General features: G+C 42.3%; 32 protein-coding genes and 2 pseudogenes. 17 read left to right on the top strand and 17 right to left on the bottom strand.

Going from position 1 to position 24,179, the window contains the following annotated elements:
- The 4 genes from N824_RS38295 to N824_RS09180 all read left to right on the top strand — a co-directional run.
- On the top strand, positions 1 to 131 hold a 131-nt coding region (locus tag N824_RS38295; protein WP_152542113.1), incomplete at its 5' end, for an IS3 family transposase.
- A gap of 197 nt (positions 132 to 328) precedes the next feature.
- The gene (locus N824_RS30125; protein ID WP_152542110.1) at positions 329 to 511 is read left to right on the top strand and encodes a hypothetical protein; all 183 of its coding nucleotides are present in this window, start codon (positions 329 to 331) and stop codon (positions 509 to 511) included.
- 108 nt (positions 512 to 619) lie between these two features.
- Positions 620 to 838: a hypothetical protein gene (locus tag N824_RS09185; RefSeq protein WP_048904857.1), complete on the top strand. Its 219-nt coding sequence runs from the start codon at positions 620 to 622 to the stop codon at positions 836 to 838.
- A 357-nt stretch (positions 839 to 1,195) separates the two neighbouring features.
- Positions 1,196 to 1,990, top strand: a complete 795-nt coding sequence (locus tag N824_RS09180) for an SDR family oxidoreductase (RefSeq protein WP_048904856.1) — start codon at positions 1,196 to 1,198, stop codon at positions 1,988 to 1,990.
- 97 nt (positions 1,991 to 2,087) lie between these two features.
- Here the strand turns inward: N824_RS09180 and N824_RS09175 are convergent, their stop codons facing one another.
- On the bottom strand, positions 2,088 to 2,453 hold the full coding sequence (locus N824_RS09175) for a helix-turn-helix domain-containing protein (protein ID WP_048904855.1): 366 nt from the start codon (positions 2,451 to 2,453) through the stop codon (positions 2,088 to 2,090).
- Positions 2,454 to 2,589: 136 nt separating this feature from the next.
- Here N824_RS09175 and N824_RS34105 point away from each other — a divergent pair, with 136 nt between their 5' ends.
- The 3 genes from N824_RS34105 (at position 2,590) to N824_RS09160 (ending at position 5,121) form a co-directional block, all read left to right on the top strand.
- Positions 2,590 to 2,784, top strand: a complete 195-nt coding sequence (locus N824_RS34105; RefSeq protein WP_235207046.1) for a nuclear transport factor 2 family protein — start codon at positions 2,590 to 2,592, stop codon at positions 2,782 to 2,784.
- 230 nt (positions 2,785 to 3,014) lie between these two features.
- Positions 3,015 to 3,530: a response regulator gene (locus N824_RS09165; RefSeq protein ID WP_048904854.1), complete on the top strand. Its 516-nt coding sequence runs from the start codon at positions 3,015 to 3,017 to the stop codon at positions 3,528 to 3,530.
- Between the two features lie 139 nt (positions 3,531 to 3,669).
- Entirely contained in the window at positions 3,670 to 5,121 is a 1,452-nt protein-coding gene (locus N824_RS09160) for a PAS domain-containing sensor histidine kinase (protein WP_048904853.1), read from the top strand.
- A 59-nt stretch (positions 5,122 to 5,180) separates the two neighbouring features.
- Here N824_RS09160 and N824_RS09155 read toward each other — a convergent pair whose 3' ends face one another.
- From N824_RS09155 to N824_RS09135, 5 genes and pseudogenes are all read right to left on the bottom strand, one after another.
- Positions 5,181 to 5,438, bottom strand: a complete 258-nt coding sequence (locus N824_RS09155; protein ID WP_048904852.1) for a hypothetical protein — start codon at positions 5,436 to 5,438, stop codon at positions 5,181 to 5,183.
- Positions 5,439 to 5,532: 94 nt separating this feature from the next.
- Entirely contained in the window at positions 5,533 to 6,597 is a 1,065-nt protein-coding gene (locus tag N824_RS09150) for a glycoside hydrolase family 43 protein (RefSeq protein ID WP_200869852.1), read from the bottom strand.
- 151 nt (positions 6,598 to 6,748) lie between these two features.
- Positions 6,749 to 7,645, bottom strand: a pseudogene (locus N824_RS09145) (cation diffusion facilitator family transporter).
- A gap of 3 nt (positions 7,646 to 7,648) precedes the next feature.
- Complete coding sequence (locus N824_RS09140; protein WP_161662288.1) at positions 7,649 to 8,203, bottom strand: alpha/beta hydrolase; 555 nt, start codon at positions 8,201 to 8,203, stop codon at positions 7,649 to 7,651.
- Between the two features lie 45 nt (positions 8,204 to 8,248).
- Positions 8,249 to 8,608 (bottom strand): nuclear transport factor 2 family protein, encoded by a 360-nt coding sequence (locus tag N824_RS09135; protein WP_048904848.1) that lies wholly within the window; start codon positions 8,606 to 8,608, stop codon positions 8,249 to 8,251.
- Positions 8,609 to 8,813: 205 nt separating this feature from the next.
- Between N824_RS09135 and N824_RS31210 the strand changes: the two genes are divergently transcribed.
- The gene (locus N824_RS31210) at positions 8,814 to 8,975 is read left to right on the top strand and encodes a hypothetical protein (RefSeq protein ID WP_161662287.1); all 162 of its coding nucleotides are present in this window, start codon (positions 8,814 to 8,816) and stop codon (positions 8,973 to 8,975) included.
- A gap of 145 nt (positions 8,976 to 9,120) precedes the next feature.
- Here the strand turns inward: N824_RS31210 and N824_RS33000 are convergent, their stop codons facing one another.
- Together N824_RS33000 and N824_RS09125 are read right to left on the bottom strand one after the other, a co-directional pair.
- Entirely contained in the window at positions 9,121 to 9,363 is a 243-nt protein-coding gene (locus tag N824_RS33000; RefSeq protein WP_235207045.1) for a pyridoxamine 5'-phosphate oxidase family protein, read from the bottom strand.
- A gap of 219 nt (positions 9,364 to 9,582) precedes the next feature.
- Complete coding sequence (locus N824_RS09125) at positions 9,583 to 10,461, bottom strand: hypothetical protein (protein WP_048904847.1); 879 nt, start codon at positions 10,459 to 10,461, stop codon at positions 9,583 to 9,585.
- Between the two features lie 396 nt (positions 10,462 to 10,857).
- On the opposite strand from N824_RS09125, the gene N824_RS09120 reads away from it, so the two are divergent.
- The 4 genes from N824_RS09120 to N824_RS32995 all read left to right on the top strand — a co-directional run bounded on the left by N824_RS09120 (position 10,858) and on the right by N824_RS32995 (position 14,020).
- On the top strand, positions 10,858 to 12,171 hold the full coding sequence (locus N824_RS09120) for a paraquat-inducible protein A (protein WP_152542106.1): 1,314 nt from the start codon (positions 10,858 to 10,860) through the stop codon (positions 12,169 to 12,171).
- Positions 12,158 to 13,477, top strand: coding sequence for a paraquat-inducible protein A (locus N824_RS09115; RefSeq protein ID WP_048904846.1), 1,320 nt, complete (start codon positions 12,158 to 12,160; stop codon positions 13,475 to 13,477). Before N824_RS09120 ends, N824_RS09115 begins: the two co-directional genes overlap by 14 nt.
- A gap of 117 nt (positions 13,478 to 13,594) precedes the next feature.
- A complete protein-coding gene (locus tag N824_RS09110) occupies positions 13,595 to 13,831 on the top strand; it encodes a hypothetical protein (RefSeq protein ID WP_048904845.1) in 237 nt (78 codons plus the stop codon).
- 12 nt (positions 13,832 to 13,843) lie between these two features.
- The gene (locus N824_RS32995; protein ID WP_200869850.1) at positions 13,844 to 14,020 is read left to right on the top strand and encodes a hypothetical protein; all 177 of its coding nucleotides are present in this window, start codon (positions 13,844 to 13,846) and stop codon (positions 14,018 to 14,020) included.
- On the opposite strand, the gene N824_RS09105 is transcribed toward N824_RS32995, so the two are convergent.
- The 4 genes from N824_RS09105 to N824_RS09090 all read right to left on the bottom strand — a co-directional run bounded on the left by N824_RS09105 (position 14,017) and on the right by N824_RS09090 (position 16,236).
- Positions 14,017 to 14,760 carry an MBL fold metallo-hydrolase gene (locus N824_RS09105; protein WP_152542103.1) on the bottom strand — a complete coding sequence of 248 codons (744 nt, stop codon included), beginning with the start codon at positions 14,758 to 14,760 and terminating at the stop codon, positions 14,017 to 14,019. The two genes, N824_RS32995 and N824_RS09105, sit on opposite strands and share 4 nt — an antisense overlap.
- A gap of 191 nt (positions 14,761 to 14,951) precedes the next feature.
- Entirely contained in the window at positions 14,952 to 15,161 is a 210-nt protein-coding gene (locus tag N824_RS09100; RefSeq protein ID WP_048904843.1) for a hypothetical protein, read from the bottom strand.
- A 22-nt stretch (positions 15,162 to 15,183) separates the two neighbouring features.
- Complete coding sequence (locus N824_RS09095) at positions 15,184 to 15,471, bottom strand: hypothetical protein (protein WP_048904842.1); 288 nt, start codon at positions 15,469 to 15,471, stop codon at positions 15,184 to 15,186.
- Between the two features lie 462 nt (positions 15,472 to 15,933).
- Positions 15,934 to 16,236, bottom strand: a complete 303-nt coding sequence (locus tag N824_RS09090) for an isochorismate lyase (protein ID WP_048904841.1) — start codon at positions 16,234 to 16,236, stop codon at positions 15,934 to 15,936.
- Between the two features lie 311 nt (positions 16,237 to 16,547).
- On the opposite strand from N824_RS09090, the gene N824_RS09085 reads away from it, so the two are divergent.
- The 3 genes from N824_RS09085 (at position 16,548) to N824_RS09075 (ending at position 19,176) form a co-directional block, all read left to right on the top strand.
- Positions 16,548 to 17,219, top strand: coding sequence for a DUF6766 family protein (locus N824_RS09085; RefSeq protein ID WP_048904840.1), 672 nt, complete (start codon positions 16,548 to 16,550; stop codon positions 17,217 to 17,219).
- A gap of 505 nt (positions 17,220 to 17,724) precedes the next feature.
- Positions 17,725 to 18,183, top strand: a complete 459-nt coding sequence (locus N824_RS09080) for a PA2169 family four-helix-bundle protein (protein WP_048904839.1) — start codon at positions 17,725 to 17,727, stop codon at positions 18,181 to 18,183.
- Between the two features lie 435 nt (positions 18,184 to 18,618).
- Positions 18,619 to 19,176, top strand: a complete 558-nt coding sequence (locus N824_RS09075) for an NADPH-dependent FMN reductase (protein ID WP_048904838.1) — start codon at positions 18,619 to 18,621, stop codon at positions 19,174 to 19,176.
- A gap of 238 nt (positions 19,177 to 19,414) precedes the next feature.
- On the opposite strand, the gene N824_RS09070 is transcribed toward N824_RS09075, so the two are convergent.
- From N824_RS09070 to N824_RS09050, 5 genes are all read right to left on the bottom strand, one after another.
- On the bottom strand, positions 19,415 to 19,711 hold the full coding sequence (locus N824_RS09070) for a hypothetical protein (protein WP_048904837.1): 297 nt from the start codon (positions 19,709 to 19,711) through the stop codon (positions 19,415 to 19,417).
- Between the two features lie 159 nt (positions 19,712 to 19,870).
- A complete protein-coding gene (locus N824_RS09065) occupies positions 19,871 to 20,515 on the bottom strand; it encodes a hypothetical protein (protein WP_048904836.1) in 645 nt (214 codons plus the stop codon).
- Positions 20,516 to 20,617: 102 nt separating this feature from the next.
- Positions 20,618 to 20,986 (bottom strand): response regulator, encoded by a 369-nt coding sequence (locus N824_RS09060; RefSeq protein ID WP_048904835.1) that lies wholly within the window; start codon positions 20,984 to 20,986, stop codon positions 20,618 to 20,620.
- A gap of 59 nt (positions 20,987 to 21,045) precedes the next feature.
- On the bottom strand, positions 21,046 to 21,405 hold the full coding sequence (locus N824_RS09055; protein WP_048904834.1) for a response regulator: 360 nt from the start codon (positions 21,403 to 21,405) through the stop codon (positions 21,046 to 21,048).
- A gap of 197 nt (positions 21,406 to 21,602) precedes the next feature.
- The gene (locus N824_RS09050) at positions 21,603 to 23,117 is read right to left on the bottom strand and encodes a PAS domain S-box protein (RefSeq protein WP_048904833.1); all 1,515 of its coding nucleotides are present in this window, start codon (positions 23,115 to 23,117) and stop codon (positions 21,603 to 21,605) included.
- 305 nt (positions 23,118 to 23,422) lie between these two features.
- On the opposite strand from N824_RS09050, the gene N824_RS09045 reads away from it, so the two are divergent.
- The gene (locus N824_RS09045; RefSeq protein WP_161662286.1) at positions 23,423 to 23,899 is read left to right on the top strand and encodes a DinB family protein; all 477 of its coding nucleotides are present in this window, start codon (positions 23,423 to 23,425) and stop codon (positions 23,897 to 23,899) included.
- Between the two features lie 28 nt (positions 23,900 to 23,927).
- Positions 23,928 to 24,122: pseudogene (locus tag N824_RS38290) on the top strand (IS110 family transposase); the annotation flags it as partial.
- Positions 24,123 to 24,179: the final 57 nt, after the last annotated feature.

Below are 24,179 nucleotides of genomic sequence, written 5' to 3'. Positions count from 1 at the left end.
TAACGCGTACAGTTAGGAGCGTAATCGCTTCCTWMAAAGMATACATTTATTACTACAACAATAAAAGAATAAAAAACAGGTTAAATGGAAAGAGCCCGGTGGAATACCGAGCTCTCGCACAAAAAACTTAATTTTGTAATCCGTCCAACTTTTTGGGGTCACACCAGAAAGGCACCCTCTTTTACCCTACTTAATTAGACACATGCATTCTTCCCCGACTAAATTGACACCTTTTAGAAAGATTTTCAATACAGGTACAGTACACGTTAATTCGCCGAAACTTTCAAAGGGGAAATGTGTTCTACAAAGAGAACTAATTGCTAATGTTATGGAAACGAAATACAACTTTCAACAGCCACAAATCACGGGCAAAAGCAGCCAGACCATTGTATTTGATCCAAAGGTGACCGGGGAAACCGATGAGTTGAATCCCTCTTTCCTGCAGACAGGTTCTAAAAAGGACAAAACTAACGATGACATTAAAGGCTCAAATCAAACCGATTCAAAATAATAAGCAAGAAAGACTTCATCCCGACACTATTTGATGCAGCGGAAAACATAAGCCAGATTGGTTTGTTATTTTTAACAGAAACAGATTTTTTCACTAAAATTTATCATCATGTCAAATGAGCAAAATAACCGAAGAAAAGAGCAAGCGCCTAAAAAAACTGTTTACAAAGAAGCAGAAGAGCGTACCAATGAAAAGAAACCAGATAGCGGAGAAACCTCATCTGTAGTCGATATGGGAAGGACAGACCTAATTTCAAGGCCTGATAGAAAACATAAGCCGCTTGGGTCAAGTCACGAGCCCGGGACCACCCCTGGCACTGACATATAGAGAAAAGCGCTGATTAACATCAGCGCTTTTTTTGTGCTTGGTAAATATGGGAATGCTAGCTTTCTTGTGTCATTTCATCGTGAGTTGGGCTTCTTTGACAAACCTAAGACGGTAAATTGGATAAACGGAATCCGTATTCTAAAAAGAAATGTAAATAATATAAGTTATCCACAGACATAACAAATGCGTGCTTGATCGTAGTCATCAGTGCTGTTTTCAGGGGACTTCATTATGAGAAATATTTTTGAATAATTATTGTTACCAATTGCATAGGGATAAATTTTACGCTATCCGAATCGTAATACCGTACTTGTAGGAAACTGTAGTATACCTGAATTTTGCATAAAAATATATGCAATGGAAAAGGAATTTAATTTCAATAGCGAACTATCCGGCAAGATTGCCATGGTGACAGGCGGAACCAAAGGTATCGGAAAAGCAATTGCCGAACGGCTACTGGCAGCCGGGGCACAAGTAATCATCACTGCAAGAAACAGGCCTGAAGAGCCCAACGAAAAACTGTATTTTATTTCGGCGGACCTAAGCAAGGCTGATGGAACAGCAAAAGTAGTAACAGCGGTATTATCAAAATTTGGCAGATTGGATATCCTGATCAATAACCTTGGCGGTTCAGAAACTCCGGCGGGTGGTTTCGCTAATTTAACCGATGAACACTGGGAAGAAACATTGCAGACCAATCTTTTAGCGCCAGTAAGATTAGACAGGGCACTTTTGCCGCAAATGATTAGACAAAAAAAAGGTGTGATTATCCATATCGCATCTATTCAAGGCAAACTTCCATTATATGAAAGCACACTACCTTATGCGGCGGCAAAGGCTGGATTAATCAATTACAGCAAAGGACTTTCTAACGAAGTTGCTCCGAAAGGAGTTCGGGTTTTAACGGTTTCTCCGGGCTGGATTATGACAGACGGTTCAAAGAGAATGATGGAACGCATATCACTGAGCGAAGCAATTTCGATAGAACAGGCCACACAAAGCGTAATGAATGCACTTGGCGGCATTCCATACGGCAGGCCCGCTATGCCAGAAGAGGTGGCAGAAGTGGTTGGGTTTCTTGTTTCGCCACGGGCAAGTTATCTTACCGGGACCGAATTTATAATTGACGGAGGCACCATACCCACTGTTTAAAATTACAACAATACCAGCCTAGGTTGAATTTGGGATGAACTAACATGCTGACCGAAAACAACCCGGGCATAATTTAGCCAATACTTATTCAGAAAAATCAGGCCAACTGCGGATATCCTTTCAGAATCACTCGCTTCAAACTGTCCTGATACCGATCTCCCCAATTTCCAATAGCGGCGATCACCGGTATCAAGGTTTTGCCAAACTCAGTAAGTGAATACTCTACCTTTGGCGGCATCACCGCATAGATTGTTCTGATGACCAATTCATGTTCTTCAAGTTCCTTTAGCTGAATATTGATTACCCTACGACTCGCATCTGGTATTTTGCGTTGCAGCTCGCTGGGACGCAAGTAACCCTCGTTGATAAACCACAGCAACCGCATTTTCCATTTGCCATAAAGCACCTCTCCCACTAAATCGAGGCCACAGTTTAAATTGGGAAAAGTTTTTTTCTCGTACATCTAACAAAGATACACGTAGGCCATTAATGAAACAATACGGATAAATTTTTCCCTATTCGAATCGTAATCCCCTACTTGTGCATCACGCCGGTACTACCGAAATTTGTACACACTAAGTTAATCTAAAATAAATATCATGAACTTACCAAAAGTTATAACAGACCTAATTGAAGCGCAAAACAGCCATGATGCTGGAGCTTATTCCTCACTTTTTTCAGAAAACGCCAACGTATTCGACGAAGGAAAGAACCATATCGGAAGAGCAGCAATTCGAAAATGGATTGAAAATTCGAACCAGCAGTATCAAACTACTTTAAAACCGATCAGTTAAAAGGAAGGTGAAAAGGGTTCAGTATTTACAGCTGAGATTTTGGGAACATTTCCAGGTAGCCCGGCCATTCTTAACTTTAACCTGGTTGTTCATCAAGGTTTAATTCAATCGCTTAAGATTACTGGCTGATGCGAAACATCCAGCGTCCATAAAATCCCAGCAAAGATTCGCCGGCCGGATTTCAATAGCTTTTCACCCGTGCTTTTTAAAGGCGAGACAAGTTTATTCGGGTGATTCTTGCAATTGATCTTGTTGTCATCCGCGATCAGCTCGGTACCCACTGCTGCAACAATCTAACGAAAAAAGCAAACAAGTTGGCCTTGACCATAAAATTTTGTAACTTCCTCAAGAATGGCCATCAGGTTGTTCTTATTCTCCCCCTTATGGAACGAATTGTCATTCAGGAAACCGATCCTGCAGTGCTGGAAATATTGGACATCGCACTAACCGAAGCCGGCTTTGAGGTGCACGCCACGGATCACTGTGCCCCTGATTTTCTGGAGATCATCGCTGCAACGCAGCCTCACCTGGTGGTATTGGACTTCAAGCTTAGCGGAAAAGAAGCCATTGATGTATGCAATCAGATCAAACGACGCTTTCCACACTTGCCGATCATCGCACTCAGCTGCAACTACAACATTAACCAGGATTACGAACGCCATGGCTTTGATGACTATATCCGCAAACCATTTGACCTGGATTTACTCGTGAAAATCCTGCGCAGGCATATCCCCAAAGTCCCTTAATCCATCCTGCCTTTCAGGCTAATCTAAGATCACTGTCAGAAATACCGCCTGTGCAAAACTATAGCTTTTACACAAAACCATTGAATTTCTAAACAGAACGGCCCAATTAGTGTTATATCCACATTAACTGAAGATTGTTATGCAAGAAAAAAATGAGCCCAACGATTTTGAGAAACGTTTCCATGAATGTGACGCCAAGTTCAACACGATATTTGATCTCACCAGTGTAGCCTCGAAGATCATCAGGTCAGACCTGACCATATTAAAGGTCAATAAGGCGTTTTGTGAACTGTTAGGTTATCCACCGGAAGAAATTGAAGGCACGAAGATCCTGGATCATGCCTGCAAGGAATATATAGCACACTGGCACAAACTTCAGGAAGAGCTCTGGTCTACGAAAGTGCCTTATTTCAAATTACAGGCATGCCTGTACCGAAAAGACGGGAGCCTTGTCTGGGTAGATGTTACCACTATTCTATATAACGATCAGGGTGACACATTCGGTTTTACCGTTCTGGACGATATCTCCGGTTTAAAACAACATGAGGAAAGTGAGAAACGGCTGAATGTAGCATTAAAGTATTCTCATACCGCTGTATGGGAATTGAATCTGCAGACAAATGAAGTTTCCCGATCTCCCGATCATGACCAAATATTTGGATACAAAGACAGACAAGCACACTGGACGCTGGAGAGCTATTATCCACACATCGCTGAGCAGGACCTGCCCGGATTTAAAGCCGCAATCCAGCACATCGAAACCGAAGAAGGCATTGATGTTCAGGTCCGGCTCATCAGAGCCGACGGTATACTGCGATGGCTGAACATGAAAGGGAAAACAGAGACCAACAAAAATGGCAAAGCAATAAAACTAATTGGCGTGATCAACGACATCACAAAAGATAAAATCATCGAAAGGTACAAAGACGACTTCATCAGCATTGCCAGCCATGAACTCAAGACCCCGGTTACCAGTCTAAAAGCATCACTTCAACTACTTGACAGATCTCCCGAGCCGCAGTCTGAACGTAACAGAATGTTGCTTTCCCAGGCAAATAAAGGAATAAACAGGATCTCGCTGATCATAGACGACCTGCTCAATGCGGGAAAAAATTACAGTGACCAACTCGAATTCCGAAAGACAACTTTTAACCTTTACGAGCTCGCACAGGAAATATGCGACCAGTTTGTACCTTCAGAAACTCAAGCCCTAACTTTAAATGGAGATAAAGCGCTGATCATCCAAGCCGATTCCGAACGCATCGGAAGGGTACTAACCAATCTGATCAGCAATGCAGTAAAATATGCTCCCGGCTCAGCAGCGATCAAAGTTGAACTTCAGAATGAAGCGGCGTTTGTAAAAGTTTCAGTAAGGGATAAGGGGCCGGGAATCAGTAAAGAAAAGATACCCTTGCTTTTTGACCGCTATTACCAGGCCGATAACCAGCAGACACAATACTCAGGACTGGGTCTGGGGCTGTTTATCTGTGCCAACATCATTCGTAAGCATGGTGGAGAAATTGGGGTCGATAGTGAGCCGGGTCAAGGCAGCACATTTTGGTTTACTCTGCCCAAATCAGTCCTAAACTAAACAAAGGATTTGTCAGCTTAAAAAAACACTAATAATAAAATCATGAATTGAAACCAGGGTTATCTGTACCTTTCTGGTTGTCTGATTACATTTCTCACTACATACATTAAATCCTTAACAACATCTCTAAACCTGGTTGATTTTCCATTATGCTCGAAGGTATGATAAAGTTCTTTGACAGGGTCATAAATGGTAAACAGATGTGGATTCTTTTTCGGTTGATAGTAAGCGTCATATCCGTCAAAGGGCTGATATGCTACTAGATGAGTCGGTTTAGCTTTTGATCTTTTAACGAATTTAAAATTGTGTGTATCCATAATATAAACATTAATTGACTATACCTAATTTACCAAATCCCTCCGAAAATAACGATCATATTCAAACAATTGTGCCAATCCCTAGTTTTAACAACTAATTTTTTAAAGTCGGTCCGTGCACCATTAACCGACCATCTTTGGTAACCTCCATTTTATCAATGAATACCAGTCTTTGATGTCCTGTAGCCTCAGTACGCCCATGATATACGCAAAGCATCTGCCTGCCGTCAGGCGTATGGGTTATGCTGTTGTGACCGGTTCCGCTTACCTTTCCATTTCTCTGTAAAACAGGGTTGTTATCTGCCTTTTTGAATGGTCCTAAAGGACTTTTTGAGGTAGCATACCCTATGGCATAATTTTGCCCATCAAAGTTATTTGCCGAGTACATCATGTAATAAATTTTATCCTTTTTAAAGATGTAAGAGCCTTCCGTCCATCTTCTGTTTACTTCCTTTGCAGTTACCGAACGGCTTTCCCACTCCTCTTTGATGCTCCCCATCTTAACTGGTGGACGCAACAGCAGCACAGGCGCTCCTATGATCCCTGAAAAATCCGGTTTCAGCTCTACCCCGTACACCCAGCTTTCTTCCACCTCATTATACCATCCCTTTTTTTTCGCCNACTGCGCGACCTCACTATCCACCGGGTGCTTATAGCAGCATCTGGAATAGTATAAATAGATTTTACCATTTTCAACCAGCAAATTGGCATCAATAATCGGATATCCCGGATCGAAGATAGGGCGGTCATTCAGGTCGGTAAAAGGGCCGGTCGGTTTATCTGAAACGGCCACTCCGATCTTGAAATTCTCTTTTTCCTGGTTGGGATTTTGCTTCCACTGGGCGCTATAAAACATATAATACTTACCATCTTTCTTATAAACCTCAGGAGCCCAAAACGAATGTATGCCCCAGCCATTGGGATTATCGTGATGATAAACCTGTCCTTCAAATTTCCATTCTTTTAAATTGCTCGATGAATAGGCGCCAAATCCATTTTTTACATCGCCTCCGGTCCCGTACATATAGTATTTCCCCTGGTCATACAGCACATACGGATCTCCAAAAGGAATGGGCAAAGGGTTTGCGATAAACTGCGCTTTTGCACTAACAACAGCTATCAACAGACATAACAGACTAATCTTGATCTTTTTCATCATCTTATTGAGTTAAATTCGGGAATTTAATATGGTGATATTTTCCCGAATTTTTACCTCAGATCACAATAAATTGCGATCTGTCTGATTTGAGTTTAAAAAGCGACTATCTGCACTGATTACAGCACAGGTCCTCAGGAGTATTTTTAGGGGCCTATTCTGGCTGAATGAGCACAAACTGAACCAGCGGAAACTCACTTTTTATGTTTTCGCGGATGCGCTCTATGGCTCCGGTGATCTCCGCAGTATCCAAATGATCCTCAAAATCTATGATGAGCATTAAAACAACTTCTTCCGGCGATTGATAAGTGGAAAGTATGTTTTTTACTTTCAACACAGCAACATCTTTCTCTGCCAGTTGTGCAATCTTCTGTTTGGTTTCCGGGGCTATCCCTTCCCCCATCAACAAGCTCCTGCTTTCCCTAGCCAGGATAAATGAAACAAAAACCAATATCAATCCGACAATTACTGATGCCAGGCCATCCAATTCCGGAATTTGCAACCAGTGACTGATTCCCATCAGTACCATGACAATGATCAACCCTGCAACTGCAGCACCATCTTCAAAAACAACGAGAAAGCTGGAGGGATCTTTGCTTTTTATAATGGCTTCCCACCACCCCATTCCATTACGGGTTTTATTAAACGCTTTCACGGCAATTACCAAAGATGTACCTTCAAAAATAAGGGATAGAATCAGCACCAGATAATTCCAAAACAGGTCTTTCATCAGTTCCGGCTCTCTGATGTGCGCAATTCCCTGGTAAATAGATAAAGCACCACCCAGACCAAAGATCAAAATAGAAACCACAAAAGACCAAAAATAAAGTTCTTTACCATAACCGAATGGATGATACTGATCTGGCGCTTTCTTACTCCTTTTCAAGCCGTATAGCAATAACAKCTGRTNNWGKKMGTNMTSAWSMKCAGWWYRGRKCYYMTCAGAAAKCATCGAYGAACTATTGGTAAATGAGCCAGCAATAAACTTTGTTATTGCAATCAGCAAATTGGCAGCTAGTGCACTATAGATTGATTTTTGATTGTTGGCCATTGTCTATGCTGAAGCCAGTTCCTGTATATCTTTAACCATTTCCGGGATTGCAGCGTGATAAGAATGATCCATTCCTGAAAATACCCTCCAGTGTGCCTTGGGGATCAATTTCTGATAAGCCCTGAACTGATCATCAGGAATCACTTCATCAGCCAAAGAATGATAAAAATAAATAGGGTCCAATTTGTTAAGATTCCCCAGGAATTCATCCTCGATTGCATATTCAGAGACATCCCAATGCTGATCTTTCCAGTAAGGTACGCCAAATAAGATCATCCCTATAACTTTCTCAGGAACAGGTTCCCTGGAAAAATGTTTCAGTATAATGGACGCGCCCAAGGAATGACCGAGCAGAATAACTTTCTCCGATAAGTATTCGAGATTTGTGGTTAAAACACTTTCCCATGCCAGATAAGTGGGCGTATCTGCATCCGGCATAGGTGGATAGATAATGGTAAATCCATCACCAAGCTTGCTCTTTAATGCTGCTACAATAATCTGCTCCTGTGCAGAGGTTACTTCCCCTGCTCCCTGAATCAATAATATGGTATAGTCCATTGATAAGTGTTTAAATTTGAATTCCTTTTGTAAGTGCATGACCCGCTATGACATTGCATCAACTTCAATTACAAAGGCCTTTAATTCTGCCATTTTACCTTCCTGGAATCGCCAGACATCGCAGTAAGCATAGGCTTTCATTTCTCCATCTGCATCCTTCATGCTGATACTGCCAATTGCAGTGACAAAGTCACCCTCGGCGATGAAGTGCTCAACCCTAAATTTTGGTGGTTCCAGGTAGGTGACTGACATGTATTCGCGGACGGCATCTTTGCCCTGTAATATTCTGTCGCCTACGAATACCCAGCGGGTATTTTCAGTACAAAAAGACAGAAATGCTTCATAGTCCCCTGCAGTCACAGCAGCATTCGCTTTTTCTAATATGATCTTATTGTGTTCAGCCATATGGATGTGATTTACTCAACTAAACAATTGCAACTCAGACAAGTTTTGATTTTAATAACAAACGACCAGTAACTACCGTTCTACCATGATTTTGTATTGGAATTTTGCCTAAAAACGGCTTATTTATAAAAACAGTCCAGAACACGACCGTTACATAATTGAGCATTAAGGCAATGATTTAATTTATGAACCGAAATTCAACACGATGAAGAATAAACAAGATATTAGCATACCTGTTCAGAACAGGGGAAGCCCACCTCAGATCGCCTGTACCGCAATGCCAAAGACGATAAAAAACAACGGGGGATTACCAATGGCAGAGATCAGCGGTCAAACCGAACTCATTGAGGTGAAATTTAGACCTTGAGCCGCCCTTCGATCGAATCTTCCGGTGTCCTACCGAGTGCAGCACCAATGAGCATTTTAACACCAGCGACCAGGTTGCCGTTTTTATTGTTCCAGTAATAACCCTCCTCAGGACCTGCCCTGATTAATCATATTCTCGGATCATTTTATCCATCAGTAAACCAGGCTTTGATGACAGGCTTCCATAATTCCTTAATCTTTGCTTGATGGTAATGAATACTTGCTGTGCCGGTTAAAATCAGGAAGTCAGCGTGTTTAGAACCCTTAAAGTAGAGTTTTACGTCAGGTCTGATTTCAAATTCGTGGTTGCTATAGCTGTCATTTGCACTCAGCAGCCAAAGCTCTCCTTTATCATCTACCTGTTGTATGTTCATCGGCCTTACTCCCATCGAAGGGCCCGTTTTGCCACCGGACAAAAAAACAAACATCAGATTCCGCAATCAGCTCCTTTATTTTTTCAAATTGCGTCTTTGCTATTGAGATTTCCGCAATGACGACCCGGTTGGTTTTGATTAATGCTGTTCGTTTTCAGTTTTTTTCCCGGTAACAAACCCCGCCTGTAAGTGTTTACACATTTTCACCGGCGGTGACTGAACCACCGGAAACTGTTAATGATTCAGCTGCTCCATTACTTCATCAGTTTGCTGGGTTTCAACAGCGGATTTTTTTAGTTTCGAGATGGCATCCAAATTTTCCGAGAGTAACTTCAAAAGCGCATTTCCAGATGTTACGGCATAGCGAATCCCGAAAAAAGCATAGATTTTATTTCTGATTCGTTCCGCTAAAAATAGTTCTGTCAAAATGAGCGCTACAAGGAACAGGTAATGTACCAATACGCCATGGACAACTGCACCTGTTGTGGTTATTGGAATTTTGGTTTTGTAAGCAACAAATTCCAGCATAAGCGGGACACCAATGATCAATATCAACGCAAAAAGGCTGGTCTTTATTCTGATTTTCTGATCAGCCTTTTTTATTCCCATCGCATATTGTTCAAACCGGGATGGTATTGGCATTTCTCGGGCGATTCGGTTTTGACTGAGTTTCTCACATGTTTTTCCGTAAGTGATGTCCACATTGGTCACCTGCGCTTTAAGAGCGGACTTTGCCGCATTGAGGTACTCCTGCTCCTGAACTATGGCCTCCTGTTCAGCGATCAATTTATCAATGAGCGCCAGGTCCTCCGGAATGCCCCGGCTTAGCTTTTGCTCGACGGAGATGATGCGGTTGTCGATCTGTTTGTATTGCCTTTTAAGCTCATCAAGTTTGTATTGGCATCGTTTTTTTTCTTCAATGTAGTCCTGTTCGACGCGCCTGCTGTCCGCATCATATTCCAGATTAATCCGCCCCAGTTCATTCATCCGGAATCTGGAATACATAAGGCTCAATTGCCCTAAACTTTCGTTTGAGAATAAGGAAGGTTTGGATAGCTTATCTAAATAGGCTTTTAAATCGGATTCAGTCAGTTCAAGTAGTGGCATCAGCATGGATATACAGTAAAAGTAAACAGAAAAAGTATTTTATATTTCTTTTTTCAAAAATTCGTTTGTGAACCTTGGTTTCCTGCAGGCCACCGTTTGCCGGGGCGGCATATGTTCCGCTCCAGGCTCGTTATTTTCCCTGTTTGTTTCCATGATTTTTATAGGTTAAGTTTTCTACCAGGCTGTCTTTCCTAATCAGTGGTTTTAACCATATGCCTGCGATAGGCATTAACGAGCGGCGCGGCAAAAATGTTTCAGCTGTTTGATAAATTGCCATCCGGCACCGTCTTTGCGTGTTTCGCGTAAATAGAATACGATCAGTAAAACTACTTACCCGGAAGATTGTTTATTATCTGTTAACTTAATATCGGTAAAAGCACCTGTCCAACATTTTAATTGCCCATGCAAAAAACTAACGCTTTCAACAAAAAATCAACAAAACTGCTGCTGGTACTGGGACTGATCCTGCTGCTTGGGGCGGAAGGGTATTTTGGCTATCAGCTGCACGAGCTTTCAAAGCAGCAGAAAGAAGTGAAGGAAGATTACGCAAATGTCAATGACATTACTTTTGGACTGTTCTCGGTACAACAATGGCGGAACAAAGTATCTGGTATTGTACACCGCCAGATCCGCAATTTCAAATTAACCTCAAAACAAAAGAAAGTCCTGCAAACAGAGGTTGAGCAGATATTACTTGCATTAATTGACAAGGCAGAAGCGCAGCTGAATAAACCAAAAAAGACCCTGGACGGCAAAATCAAAAAGTTCATCATTAAAACATTTGTAGAGACGGACAGCATCAGGGAGAAAGTTCCGGGTTTTGCTAAAGACATCCTTGCCAAGATCGATAACCCCGACAATAAAAAACAGTTGAGCAGCATGGCAATGTCAAAGTTTGACTCACTCGAACGTGCAGAATATCTAGACAGCACCATTATTGCAACAAGGATTGCCACTGAAAAAGTGTATCAAAAGTATCGGGTAAGCTCCGCCGGAGAACTGAACAAAAAACTGATCTCCTCACTGTCCACAATTAAAGCGGCAACTTATAACTATTCCTTTGCCATGCTTGGCTGCATTGTTATTGTATTGTCACTATGGTGGATCTTTAGAAAAAGGACAGAATTGCATGCCACACTTTTTATCATGTCCTTAATGTTTGCCTTTATTTTGCTTTTTATAGGTTTGACCGCCTCAATGATCGAAGTTGACGCGCGCATAAATGCATTTGACTTCATTATCCTGGGTGAACATGTCGTATTTGAAAATCAGGTGCTTTTCTTTCAGAGCAAAAGCATTTTGGATGTAGTTGAGGTATTGTTAAAGCAATCAGCAACAGATTCGGTATTGGTTGGTGTACTGATTCTGGTTTTCAGTATCCTGTTCCCTGTGATGAAGCTAAGTGCCACGGGCATTCACTTGCTGAGCAAAAAACGAATTGCCGAAAACAGGTTCATTAAATATTTTGCTTTTCAATCCGGCAAATGGAGTATGGCAGATGTAATTGTCATTGCCATTTTGATGGTCTATATCGGTTTAAATGGATTGCTGGAACGCCAGCTGAGGGGCCTGAACCTCAAAAGCGAAGACCTGACGGTCATTACGACCCACAACACAGCACTGCAACCAGGGTTTATCATATTTATCAGCTTTGTGCTGTACGGGCTGATTCTGTCAACAATATTAAAATACATCTCTCCACATGACTGCGATTAGAAAATACCTGCCACAAATCCTCCTGGTTACCGGGTTAAGCGCCTTGCTTTGCGCAGAGGCCTGGTTTGGTTTCAGGGTATCTGCACTTTCTGCTCAGCAGGAACGAATAAAGGAAGACTATAGCGTCGCCAATAGCATTACCTTCGGCATTTTTTCAGTTGATGAGTGGAGGGTGAAGATCGCCTCAGTGGTAGATGGAAAAATCAATGATTTTAACATGACTGCCCAGCAGAAAAAAGCACTTCAGAAAAAAATTGAAAGACAACTGAACAACCTGATAGGCAAGGCTATCGCCGGAGCCAACAAACCACGGAAGGGACTTGGCGGCAAACTCAAAAAACTCGCTTTCAATGCCCTTGTAGACGAGGATGAACTATATGAACAGGTACCTGCCTTCGCCAGTACTATTGTCAGCAGGATCAATAAACCGGCAAGCAGGAAAAGACTCAAAGGCATTGTAACCAGTAAAATTGATCAGCTGGAAAAGCAGACCTTCGATAACAGTGAACCTGCCAACGTTAAAGTAACCAGGCATATTTATGCCAAATACCAGGTTTCTAACGCAGCCGAATTTGAGAAAAAGATCAGTGCGCTGCTGACCAAAACCACAACCCTGACCTACCATTATGCCTATGGGATGGCCGCTTGCGTGGTGCTGGCCCTGTGCCTTTGGCTGCTGATGAGAAAACAAGTACGTCTTTATACGCCCTTATATATCCTGTCTTTGTTATTTGCCTTTATCCTTTTACTGGTGGGCAGTACAGCTACCATCATCGAGGTTGATGCCCGCATCGAATCGCTAAATTTCACACTGTTGAGTGAAAAACTGTCATTCAGCAACCAGGTGTTATTTTTCCAGAGCAAGAGCATCATAGGGGTTATTCAGGCTTTAATTGATCAGCCTAAGCCTGACGCAATATTGGCCGGTGCCCTGATCCTCTTATTTGTCATGATCCTTCCCGTGCTGCGACTCATTGGAAAGGGGATCCTGATATGGGGAAGAGATAGTTATGCAGAAAATAAGCTGATCAGGTTTTTGGCTTTCGACCTGGGTAAATGGGACATGGCCGATGTGATGGTTGTGGCGATTGGAATGACCTATATCGGTTTAAACGGAATTTTAAAAAGCCAACTCTCGGACCTCAATATACAAGAGGAATTATTGTCTACCTCCACACAAAATAATACCTCACTGCAGCCAGGTTATTTTATTTTTGTAAGCTATGTCATCTATGCAGGAATACTATCGCTGATCTTAAAACGCATCACCGCCTCAAAAAAAGAAATGGCTTCACAGGCTGAATGAGTCATCCCCGATCCTTAGCAGGGTATACCAAAGTGTGCCGGATGAGTCACACCGTGAATTTTACGTAACCTTAAACAATCCGGTATCAAAACTGTTAAAAAGAAAAAACAATGTGTTATGGAACAATTCAGAATAGAAGTAGCCCATAATGGAAAGGGCAGATTTTACAGCATCAAACCCTTGGGCAATCAACGCTACCAGATCTACATGGAAGAAGAAACCATCGGAACCATACAACTTGATGAAAATGACCATGCCCGTTGCGAAAGCCAGGGCTGCGAATTAGACATGCCACTGCTGAATGCGATCAGAGACCAGATTCAGTTCTATGAAAACTGGAAACATACCCACTAAAAATAGAACATTATGCCCTGGCCGAAAGGATCCTATCCCCCCTCCTACAAAAACCTTCCCTTAAAACTACGGGAGAAAGCGGTAGAAATCGCCAACGCCATTCTTGAAGGAGATGAAGGCCTAGCCATAGCCACCGGCCTGAAAAAAGCCAGGGCACTTCGGCAGAAAAAATCAAGAAACAAAAATTAAATCAGCAGCTCCATGCCTTCAGTCAAACTTTCTACCTTCACCTCATCCAATCTGTACAGCATCTCCTGGTCAAAATGAGTCAGTAGCATCCGCTTACAGGAAAACTCAGGCAGGCGTTTTTCCAGCTCCACATAGCTCATGTGCCCCTTTACCTGCGTGTAAAAGAAATTACATTCACAAATAAACAGATCCGCATTTTCACTTAGTGGAAACAACGCGTCCGTCCAGGAGGTGTCACCGGAATAGGCAATCACCTTGCCCGAGACCTGGATCCGCAGCCCATGCGGCAAAGCCTTGTCCGTATGCAGCACATCAAAAGCCTGTAAACGCCATTCACCCAAATCCATCAGGTCATCCCTGCGGAATTCTAAAAACTCAAGATCCAGTTTCTCCAGCACTTCAGTACCCGGATAAAGCAGATTCAGTAAAGCTGCAATCCGCTGCTTTCCACCTGCCGGACTGATAATCTGCATCTTTTTACTTCTGCCATTGACCGCAGCATCCAATAACACAAAAGGAACACCGCCATAATGATCTCCATGAAAATGACTGATCACGATCGCATCAATATCCTGCGTATGAATACCATATTTTTTTAAGCCCGGCAAGCTACTTGCGCCACAATCAATCAAAAAGCGAACAGGATCCGCATTTACATAAAAACAGGTATTCAGTCTTCCTCCGCTGCCAAAGGCATCGCCGCATCCAATTACTTTCAACTTCATATTACTCCTCTCCAAACATTTAAAAGTCTATCCGGTGATTTACCATATATCGGATCATTATCCGGTGAAGCAACCTGCTCAATTTTTTCCCGTATATCCTCAGCGCGTTTATCGTCCAAACGGATCAGGTCGGGCGCTTTTTCAGTCAGGGTCACCGGGATCTGCCCAAAGTCTTGTCAATAAATTCCCGCGGTAGTAAATTCTTTTTACATGTTGTGCTCGGCAATAAGCTCACCAATTTGCTGTATAAAGTCCTTGTCCAGCTCATCCCGGGTCCCCCACACTACCTGGTCACCATCTGCCTCAGCGTAAATGACACCCAGCTTGTTTTCACCCTCCAGGATTCGGTACAACCCATTTTCTAAAGGCTCAATTGTAAAATGATTCTCGAGCAACTGTATTTCAAAAGGTTCCATAGGTATGTTTTAAATTATTCATTCAGATGTTCTCCGGATTGTAAGTGCCATGATCCCGATCGCTTTTGTAATTCATGGCATCATCATCCGGTCCATTTTCTTCCTCACCGGTCTGATCTTCCAGCTTATCACCCTTTTTATTTTCAGCTTCTTCCCGCGTCCGGGTAATGCTTTTGTCTGAATCTATATTTTGCTCAGGCTTATCGTCCCGGGTTTTTAACTGTTGACCGTCATTGCGCTCAGATCCCGAATCATGCCCATTGTCTTCAAATGCCTGATCCTTGTTTCGCTGCTTATTTGGAGTTTCCATATTGATATCATTTAGTTGTATTCAGAACAACCACAAAATGATAATGTTTCAAGATTGTTCCGGACAGGGAATGGCTAATCACGCGCAGGCACTTGTTCGGTCAAACGGTTCATCCTACCCCATCCATAAAGTCTGAAGGTGCACCGGTAACAAATATTCCTTGACAGGTATAATCTACTTAGTAACGTAGTTATACCTGATTGTCCCCGTTTTTAAGGGGGCGTACAATAATTCAGATCTTAGAACGTATAATATATGAGAGCGTTAATTTAGATGACGGGGAACGGCCGGAATGGTCACTCCCCGTTTTTTTAAAGATTTGATTGAGCTAAAGATTCAGCTCCAGATATCTCAGTAGCAAACTGCTATTTCATCCGATAAAAACAAGTATTCTCACAGCTGGACTCGCTACTTTGGGTTTGCACCTTCAGGCCTTACCGTGATCAACCATGTAAGAGCAAATTACCCTCCCGGCTTCCTCCCCCATTCTTTTAGCTCTTCTTCTATAAAATAGTTGACCAGCTCTTTATACATTTTTTCAATCACTTCTGGACTGAGTTTTTCCTCTTCAGCCCACTTCCTTCTTTGCAAAAGCATTGCTGCAAATCGTTCGGGTGCTTTTACAGCTGTTTTATCCGTCTTAAATTTCGCTGCCGCTTTAACATACTGATATCTGTTTCCGATAAATCCAATGATTTGTCGGTCGATACGATCAATTTCATTACGGATGTCGGCCATATCTTCGCATTCATTCGGGTGTTTCATGTCTCGGGGTTGTTTATTTACAAATTTACATCTATCTGGCTGATTAGTGGACTATGAAATAGGACTGTAGCCTCTGTCATTGCGGACAATCAACTGTATTTAACCTATTCCAAACCTAATCGCAAATCATATCAAAACGTTCAGGATACCTTAATAATTATTAAACAAAGTTAATTCATGGCTGTTAGTTACAGCACACTAACTATAAAAAGAAAAAATGATGACAACTACAGCAAAAAAACAGGCGCAGCAGCATAACCTTGAGCATGTTCCTGTCGAGGCTTTAAATCAACTTTTTAAAAATTAAAAACATGAAAAAAATTGCCGATGAACATTCATTTTTTTACAGAAATGGTCTCACCATCTTCTTTCTAAGTTTATTTATCTTAACGTTATTTGCTCAGGGTTTCTCAGGCTGGAAAACACACAACCGGGACCTTAAAGATGAACACGCAGCGGAGATCAGCCTGGGAAGCTATTTGCAGAGCGGGCATTTCATTTCAGCTACTTTTGAAAACTTTGAAAGTGAATTCCTTCAGATGGCCCTGTATGTGCTGGTAACAGTCGCCCTTCGCCAGATTGGATCGGCGGAATCCAAGCAGCTCGATCGGGCTGAAGAAGTAGACCGGGAGCCTAAACCTTCACCTGAGGCACCCTGGCCGGTCCGCAAAGGTGGCTGGATCCTGAAAATCTACAGCAACTCACTTTCTATCTGTTTTGCCATCCTGTTTCTGGCAAGCTGGGCAATGCACCTTTACGGAAGCTGGCAAAACCATAACGTGGAGCAATTGATTAAAGGATTACCAAAGGAAAGCGTTTCAGCATATCTGGGGGAGGCAGAATTCTGGTTCGAAACCTTTCAGAACTGGCAAAGCGAATTTCTATCTGTAGCTTCCATTGTCTTTCTTACCATTTACCTGCGTCAGAAAGGCTCACCGGAATCAAAACCCGTGGATGCGCCTGACATGGAAACCGGAAAATAAATTGTGATGGATAGACAAATCGAAAACAGCATGTTATATCGGCGTTTTTCAGCATACTCATCAGGTTTGAAACGCTGATTGAATGGTCAAAATATACAGGACCTAATGGTATATATGACAAACCAAATCAATAGACTACTGTTATACCCTAACTACATTGTTATTATGGAAATCAAATTCTTGAACTGGAACAAAAGTGCTGGATATTTCTGGAGCTGAAAGTCAGGTAATAGGTGAAACCACTACCATTATAGCCAACCTTATCGAATTAGCATACGCCTGGTAAGATCAGAAATCTTCCGGCAAATGCGCATGTACTTCAACATGGGTAAAGGCTGATGACAATTGGCGCTGTGTTATGCATTCCGAATGTGACCTGAAAGAATCATAAATCACGCCCAAAGATATTGCTGAAAATGTTTGCCAGAGGCCTGCCGGCAATGCAGAAAAATCTAAACATTTTTTTTNCCAGGGTGTTAACTACACACATTTAAACTTATTAATTATGGAAAACAACACAATTAACACAGAGATTCTGAATGATCTGATAGAGATCAACAACGACAGAATAACAGGCTATGAAAAAGCAATAACCGAATTATCACAGGAAGATAGTGATCTTCACTCTTTGTTCTCAGAGATGATCATGCAAAGTAACCGGCACAGATCAGCACTGACACAGGAGGTCCAGGTCCTGGGAGCAAGTGCAGATACGGGCACAACTACTTCTGGAAAAATATACCGTGCATGGATGGACATCAAAGCCATCTTTACCGGACATGACCGTGAGACAGTTTTAAACAACTGCGAATATGGCGAGGATGCCGCTCAAAAGGCATATAAAATGGCTTTGGAAACGGAGGGCCTTTCAGCGAACTTGCGAAGTATCATTTCCGAACAACAAGCAGACCTAAGGGCTTCCCACGATAGGATTAAATCCTTGCGCGACCATGTATCTTCCTAGTACAGACCATATGCAGGCGCAAAAAAATATACATGAGCACAAGAACAAATTTGTGGCCTAAGATATTATCAGCGATACGCCACAACTCATATTTTAAACATAGTTATGGCGCGACAGAACAATTTACAACGCGCCATAACTAAAAAGAGCCGATGGTTAAAGTGCCTATTCTCTTAATTACCATGGAGAACTAAAAAACAAAAAGTATATTGTGTATGGTAAGGCTCAGCCCTGATCATTAACCGATCATCAGGATTGCCTACCCATATTTATCAAATTCCAACCCTAAAAGTTAACTCACCTTGGACCGATTGGTTTCAAGCACTTTAAGGCAAAATCAGGGAAAACGGCTATCGTCAGCTGGTTACAAATCTAACGATAGATCAAAACAATCAGCAATTCCCTGTGTTCAATGTATAGTTAAAATCAATCGACATGAACATCAAAATAGCAGCATTTTCAGGAAGCATACGAAAAGAGTCCTATACCACCAAGCTCGTAAAGGCATTTCAGCAACTGGCGCCCAAAGGCGTAACTGTGGAGCTCATTGATATCAGCCAGCTTCCCTTTTTAAACCAGGATCTTGAAAACGATTTACCCCGGCAAGTAAAAGCGTTGCATAGCAGTATTGACACCGCCGATGCGATTATCCTGGCTACACCGGAATACAACAGGTCCTATTCACCTATTCTAAAAAATGCGTTGGACTGGGGGTCAAGACCCCAGGGGCAAAATAAGTGGAACAATAAGCCTGCTGTAATTTTGGGATGTACCCCCTATAATCTGGGCGCGTTCGGCGCAGTGAATCACTTAAGGCAGGTACTGGTCTACCTCAATATGCACCCTGTACAGCAGCCGGAATTTTATCTGGCAGGAGCAGCAGACAAATTTGATGAGCAGGGAAATCTTACAGATGAGCAAACCAAAAAAATGATTATGGCACTTTGGACAAACTTCACTGAACTCATCAGTAAATTAAGCAAGACTGGCTGACCACACATGAACAATTAGCGTTCAAACATCTAAAAAAACAAAAGCCTTACCGAAGGTATATTTACAGCAGTTTCAAAATATAACGACCAGCCCTTTATCGATGCAATGGATCTTTCGCACTTGCGTCGTCTGAACAGTATCTAGCGCTTGCAGTAATCAACTGCTAATCGCTCCCAGGCTTTTTGAAACCCAGGAAGGAAAAAAATTTTAATTCTGACTGGTATCTTCGGACTATTATTTAGTTTTTGAACAGAATTAGATCAAGAGTACCTTTTTTCTTCATTACGCTATCACCAACTGCAAGCGTATCCTGACCCCAATAGTAATGGAATACATCATATTCCTTACCTGCAATAGTTATATACGGTAGGTGTTTGGGTTCCTCATACCTAACCTTGTCAATTACGCCTGAAAAACTATTGGATAATGAGAGGCTACGATTATTATATATTTTGAAAGCAAAAAAGATTATAAAAAAACTAAACACGGGAACACCTATCCTTAAAGTAACATTATCAATCTTTTTTCTATCCATAAGCTAATGTAGTAGAAATGAAGCAATAGTGAGGTTTAAAGGTGATGTCCAACCATAATATTTCGGTATGTATGCTGTAGGTTGCTTTATTTACTTTTGCATATAACTTAACCAGGTCTGCTATATCCTTTCAAATCATCTTATGCAGCAGCTTTATTACTACAGCGGTCCTGGAGAAGGACTCAGCTCATTTTCGGAATGTCTCCTCTGGATATGCCCGATGGTTTTATCTATGTATTGCTGAATCTGTTTTGTGGAAACGGTTTGTTTTAAAGCTAAAAGTACAGACAGTGAATTAACGGTCCCTATCCTGTCCAGCGCCTGGCAGATACATTTAATTGTGTCCGGCATATCCTCTGAATTTTCCTGACACTCCCTGCATAACTGTATTAAGCAAGGTTCCCCTGCTGTCCAGTGGGCGTTACCCAGCACCAGGATTGCCCGGTTGCGATTTACATCTTCCCGGCAGGCAATAACTTTTACAGGCTCAATATCAATATGTCGGGGGATCTGGATTTTTAACAGTATGTTTAATACCATATCTGCATGCTGGTCGGATTGCAGTTCTTTTATCAGAAACAGAACCGATTGATTGGGAATGCCTGGGGGAATGATATCTTCCAGTACAAGATAGAGGTCCCTTTTTAGATGTGCCGCATCGGTATGCCGGAGAAGCTCAAAAACCCTTGGAACATACGCCTGGTATATTTTTTCAGAAGGCTCGTGTTTGCGCCGGCTGGCATAAACAAGCCTTTCTTCCAGGGTCAGCTGATCTGTAAGCAGGCGCTCTAAAAATTCATGCATAGGTAATTTATTTGGTTGATGCGTAAATGCATTTTGCTATGTCTGATGACAATCGTTAAATTTCCCTTTCCGCCAGGAGGATAAATGTCAACTTAAAACTGCTCAATCGGGCAAATTTTGTTTAATTGTATCCAGCAGAGTAAACAAATCAAAAGGTTTTGCGATAAATCCTTCTGCTTCACAAGTCTTTACAGCACCTTCATTAGCGTGCGCCGACATGATTAAAACAGGCAAACCGCTACTGCGCGGATCTTTTCTGATCTGATGACAAAGATCGATGCCATTTCCGTCTGGCAACATGACATCCAGAAGAAACAAATCTGGCAATTCCTGCTTTACAGCGGTATTAAAATCTTTGGCTGTTGGCAATAATTTGACTTCAAAGCCTTCATCATTTAAAAATAACTCAAGCACAAGTCCAATATCATAATTGTCTTCAACTACATAGATGCGAGGTTTCGGAGTATCCATAGTTTTTCCCGGGTTGGTGTTTAGTTGTTGATAACCATCAGGAACCCGAAATGGTTTGGCTATTTAGAAATGTGTTTTCTGATCACCTTATAAAGCAGGTCCAGATCAAAAGGCTTTTGGATGTATCCGTCGAATCCATCTTCGTGGTATTGCTCATGAACATTACTATTACAGCTCAATGCAATTACAGGAAGGTGAGGATACTTTAATTTTATCATTTTGCATACCTCAATGCAATCCTGGTCAGACAGCCTGATGTCCAACATCACCGCATGTGGCCTTTGTTTATCAATCAATTCCAGGATCTTTTTTTCATCACAGGTATTCACCGAAATGACTTCAAACCCTTCCTGTTCCAGGGCGAGGGTCAGCACATCCAGAATTGACTCATCTTTATCCTGTACGATAATCGTTTCCATTTACTTGAAAATTTAGATAAAATAACCCTAACCACGCGGCCATATGCCACACGTTTGTTACATGGCAAAAATTAAACATTTATTTTTGTTTCCCAAAATAATCTTTCACCAAGTCGAATTTTGTGTTTCATAATCCATACGCATTAAGGAACCCTTTTACCTATTTATCTATCCATGGCTGGCTTCAGCGGCAGCTCTTACAAAATCCCCATAGTAAAGGAGAAAGTAGAACCCTGGTTCAGCTCACTTTTCACATGGATGGCTGCCTCATGATAACGCAGGATCTCGGACACCAGATACAGGCCGATTCCAAAACCGGATATATTCCTGGTCCGGTCATCTTCCACACGGTAAAAGCGCTCGAACAGTTTTTCCTGATTTTCTTTACTGATTCCCAGGCCATGGTCAGTAACAGCAACCTCCACTTTTTCATCCTCAAGCGCGCAGCTGATCAGGATATCACTGCCCGCAGGCGAATATTTGATCGCATTGCTGATCAGATTGGTGAAGACCTGGCCAATCTTTCCCCTATCCGCATAAACCTTTATTCCCGGACAAGCATCCAGCAGTATGGGATGGCCGGTGTACACCACCTGAATCTCGGCGATGACTTCCCGGATGAGCGGCTCCAGCTCGAACTCCGTCTTCACAAGACGGATTCTGGCATCGTCAAGCCTGGCAATATCCAAGAAATCATTGATCATCTGAGTCATCCGTTTGGTCTGGGCTTCGGTTCTGGCAAGCGTTTGAATACCAAAATCGTCTCCGCTCCTTTTTGCTTTGACGTGCAGCATTTGTATGTAGGAGAGAATCGAAGTAAGCGGCGTTTTGAGCTCATGGCTGACCATGGCCACAAAATCGTCTTTCCGCCGCTGGTCCAGTTTTCGTTCGGTAATGTCCCTGATGATCTTAGATATCCCGGTTATGTTTCCAGCGATATCAATAATCGGTGATAAGGTCATCGATACATCCAGAACCTGATTTTCTTTAGTCGTACGTTTGGTTTCAAAGTGATCGATGCGTTCTCCCCGCTCTAGGCGCATATACATCTCTTTTTCCTGTTCCATCACTTCCTGAGGGACCAGCAGCAAACTTGATCTGCCGATCATTTCTTCAGCGGTATAACCAAATAGCTTCTCTGCGCTCTTGTTCCAGCTGGTAATGGTATGGTCCAGTTTTTTACTGATGATGGCATCAAAGGACGATTCAACAATGTCCGTAGCCATACGCAGCCGGGCCTCGCTTTCTCCAAGCCGCCCGATCAGTTCACTCATGCGCTCCTGTTCCAGAACGATCTGAGAAATATCCCTGGTAAAGCAACGCGTGTGCACAAATTCACCATTGGATCTGCGGACGTTAGAGCTGATCAGCACATGCTTGATACTCCCATCTTTACACTTCAGCCTGGCCTGATAATTAGTTAACGTTTCATTGTTCTCCAACCGGCTGAGGATCTCGCTGATCGCGTACTGGTCCGCGTGAAAGGTGGCTATCGGCGCACCGATGTACTCTTCACGCGTATAACCCAACGCATCCAGCTCCGCCTGGTTTGCCCAAATCACATTTCCATGCTTATCCACCCAATGCAAAGGGATAGCAGCATTTTCAATGAAGTCGGTAAGTTCCTCGTTTCGAAGCTCCAATGCCTTTATCCGGATCTGATCCTGCGCAAGGATATTACGCAATTGCCGGATGTCGTTTATCTCATGCATGCTGGTATTTTTTAACAAAAATATAAATATAAAACCAACCCCAAATAGGCTTAGTGTTTAAATAAGCAGTGCGATATAAAAAGCTCGCATCAAACCCCTTTTACGAGACATAAATCGCTTATTTGACCAGGTCATATGCAGGCCCGCCGCGGTTATTTTGCAACGATATTGTTATCAGCTAAATGTACATCTTTTGGTCTGTATCTTTTCACCAAAAGCTACAGACGGGATATCTAAATTTTAGCCTTCGTAAAGATAAAAACCCTTTATATCATTTAATATATTTTTCCTACATTCATCTTCTGATGGCAGATTTACTTTATACACAATACACCATGATTCGGCAATCCAGGCAGGTTGTTTTTCAATTTTTGGAAGAACATGTTATGGAGGACACTGCTAAACCACTTTCGGCATTTAAGAATAAGACCATATCGTATATGTATGTTCACATTGCCAATACCTATATCGCCTGGGCAGGCAATTTTGCTTTGAATAACTCCTCCGATTATTACGATCAGGATGAGTCCTTAAGCATCTCCCAGATCAAAAAACTGTTTGCGCAGATTGATGAGCTCATGGAACGTTTTATCGCACATTTCGCTGGAGATCCAACGCAGGCTGTTAAAGGCTATAAATGGCCGGAAAAATATATCGAAACTGATGCTTACGGCATTTTCACCCATGTCATTACACATGAGTTTCATCATAAAGGCCAGGCGATGACCATGGCCCGGTTGCTTGGTCATACACCTGTTGACACTGATGTGATGCGTTTTTAACGCTCCAGCCTCTTTACGTACTGCACCATTTGAACATCGCTCAGGGGTATCCGTAAAAAAGAGAACTAAAGTCCCTTCAATGGCAAACAGAAAAATGAAAGCGTTGATCCATACCTGTGCGGTCTCTGCCAAACGCTATATTCCGGAGATGATCGAGTATTACAGACGGAAAACAGAAGGTGAAGAAAAGTACAATGCGTTTCAGCAATTACCTCATCTCTAGTTTCGCAAAACAAATCATAGCATAAAATTGCTATTTTACCTTCATCAGGACAGTACA

This window comes from Pedobacter sp. V48, from assembly GCF_000523515.1.
Classification (GTDB): domain Bacteria; phylum Bacteroidota; class Bacteroidia; order Sphingobacteriales; family Sphingobacteriaceae; genus Pedobacter.
The sequence above is the reverse complement of the archived record's forward strand: the minus strand, read 5'-3'. Positions and strand labels throughout refer to the sequence as shown.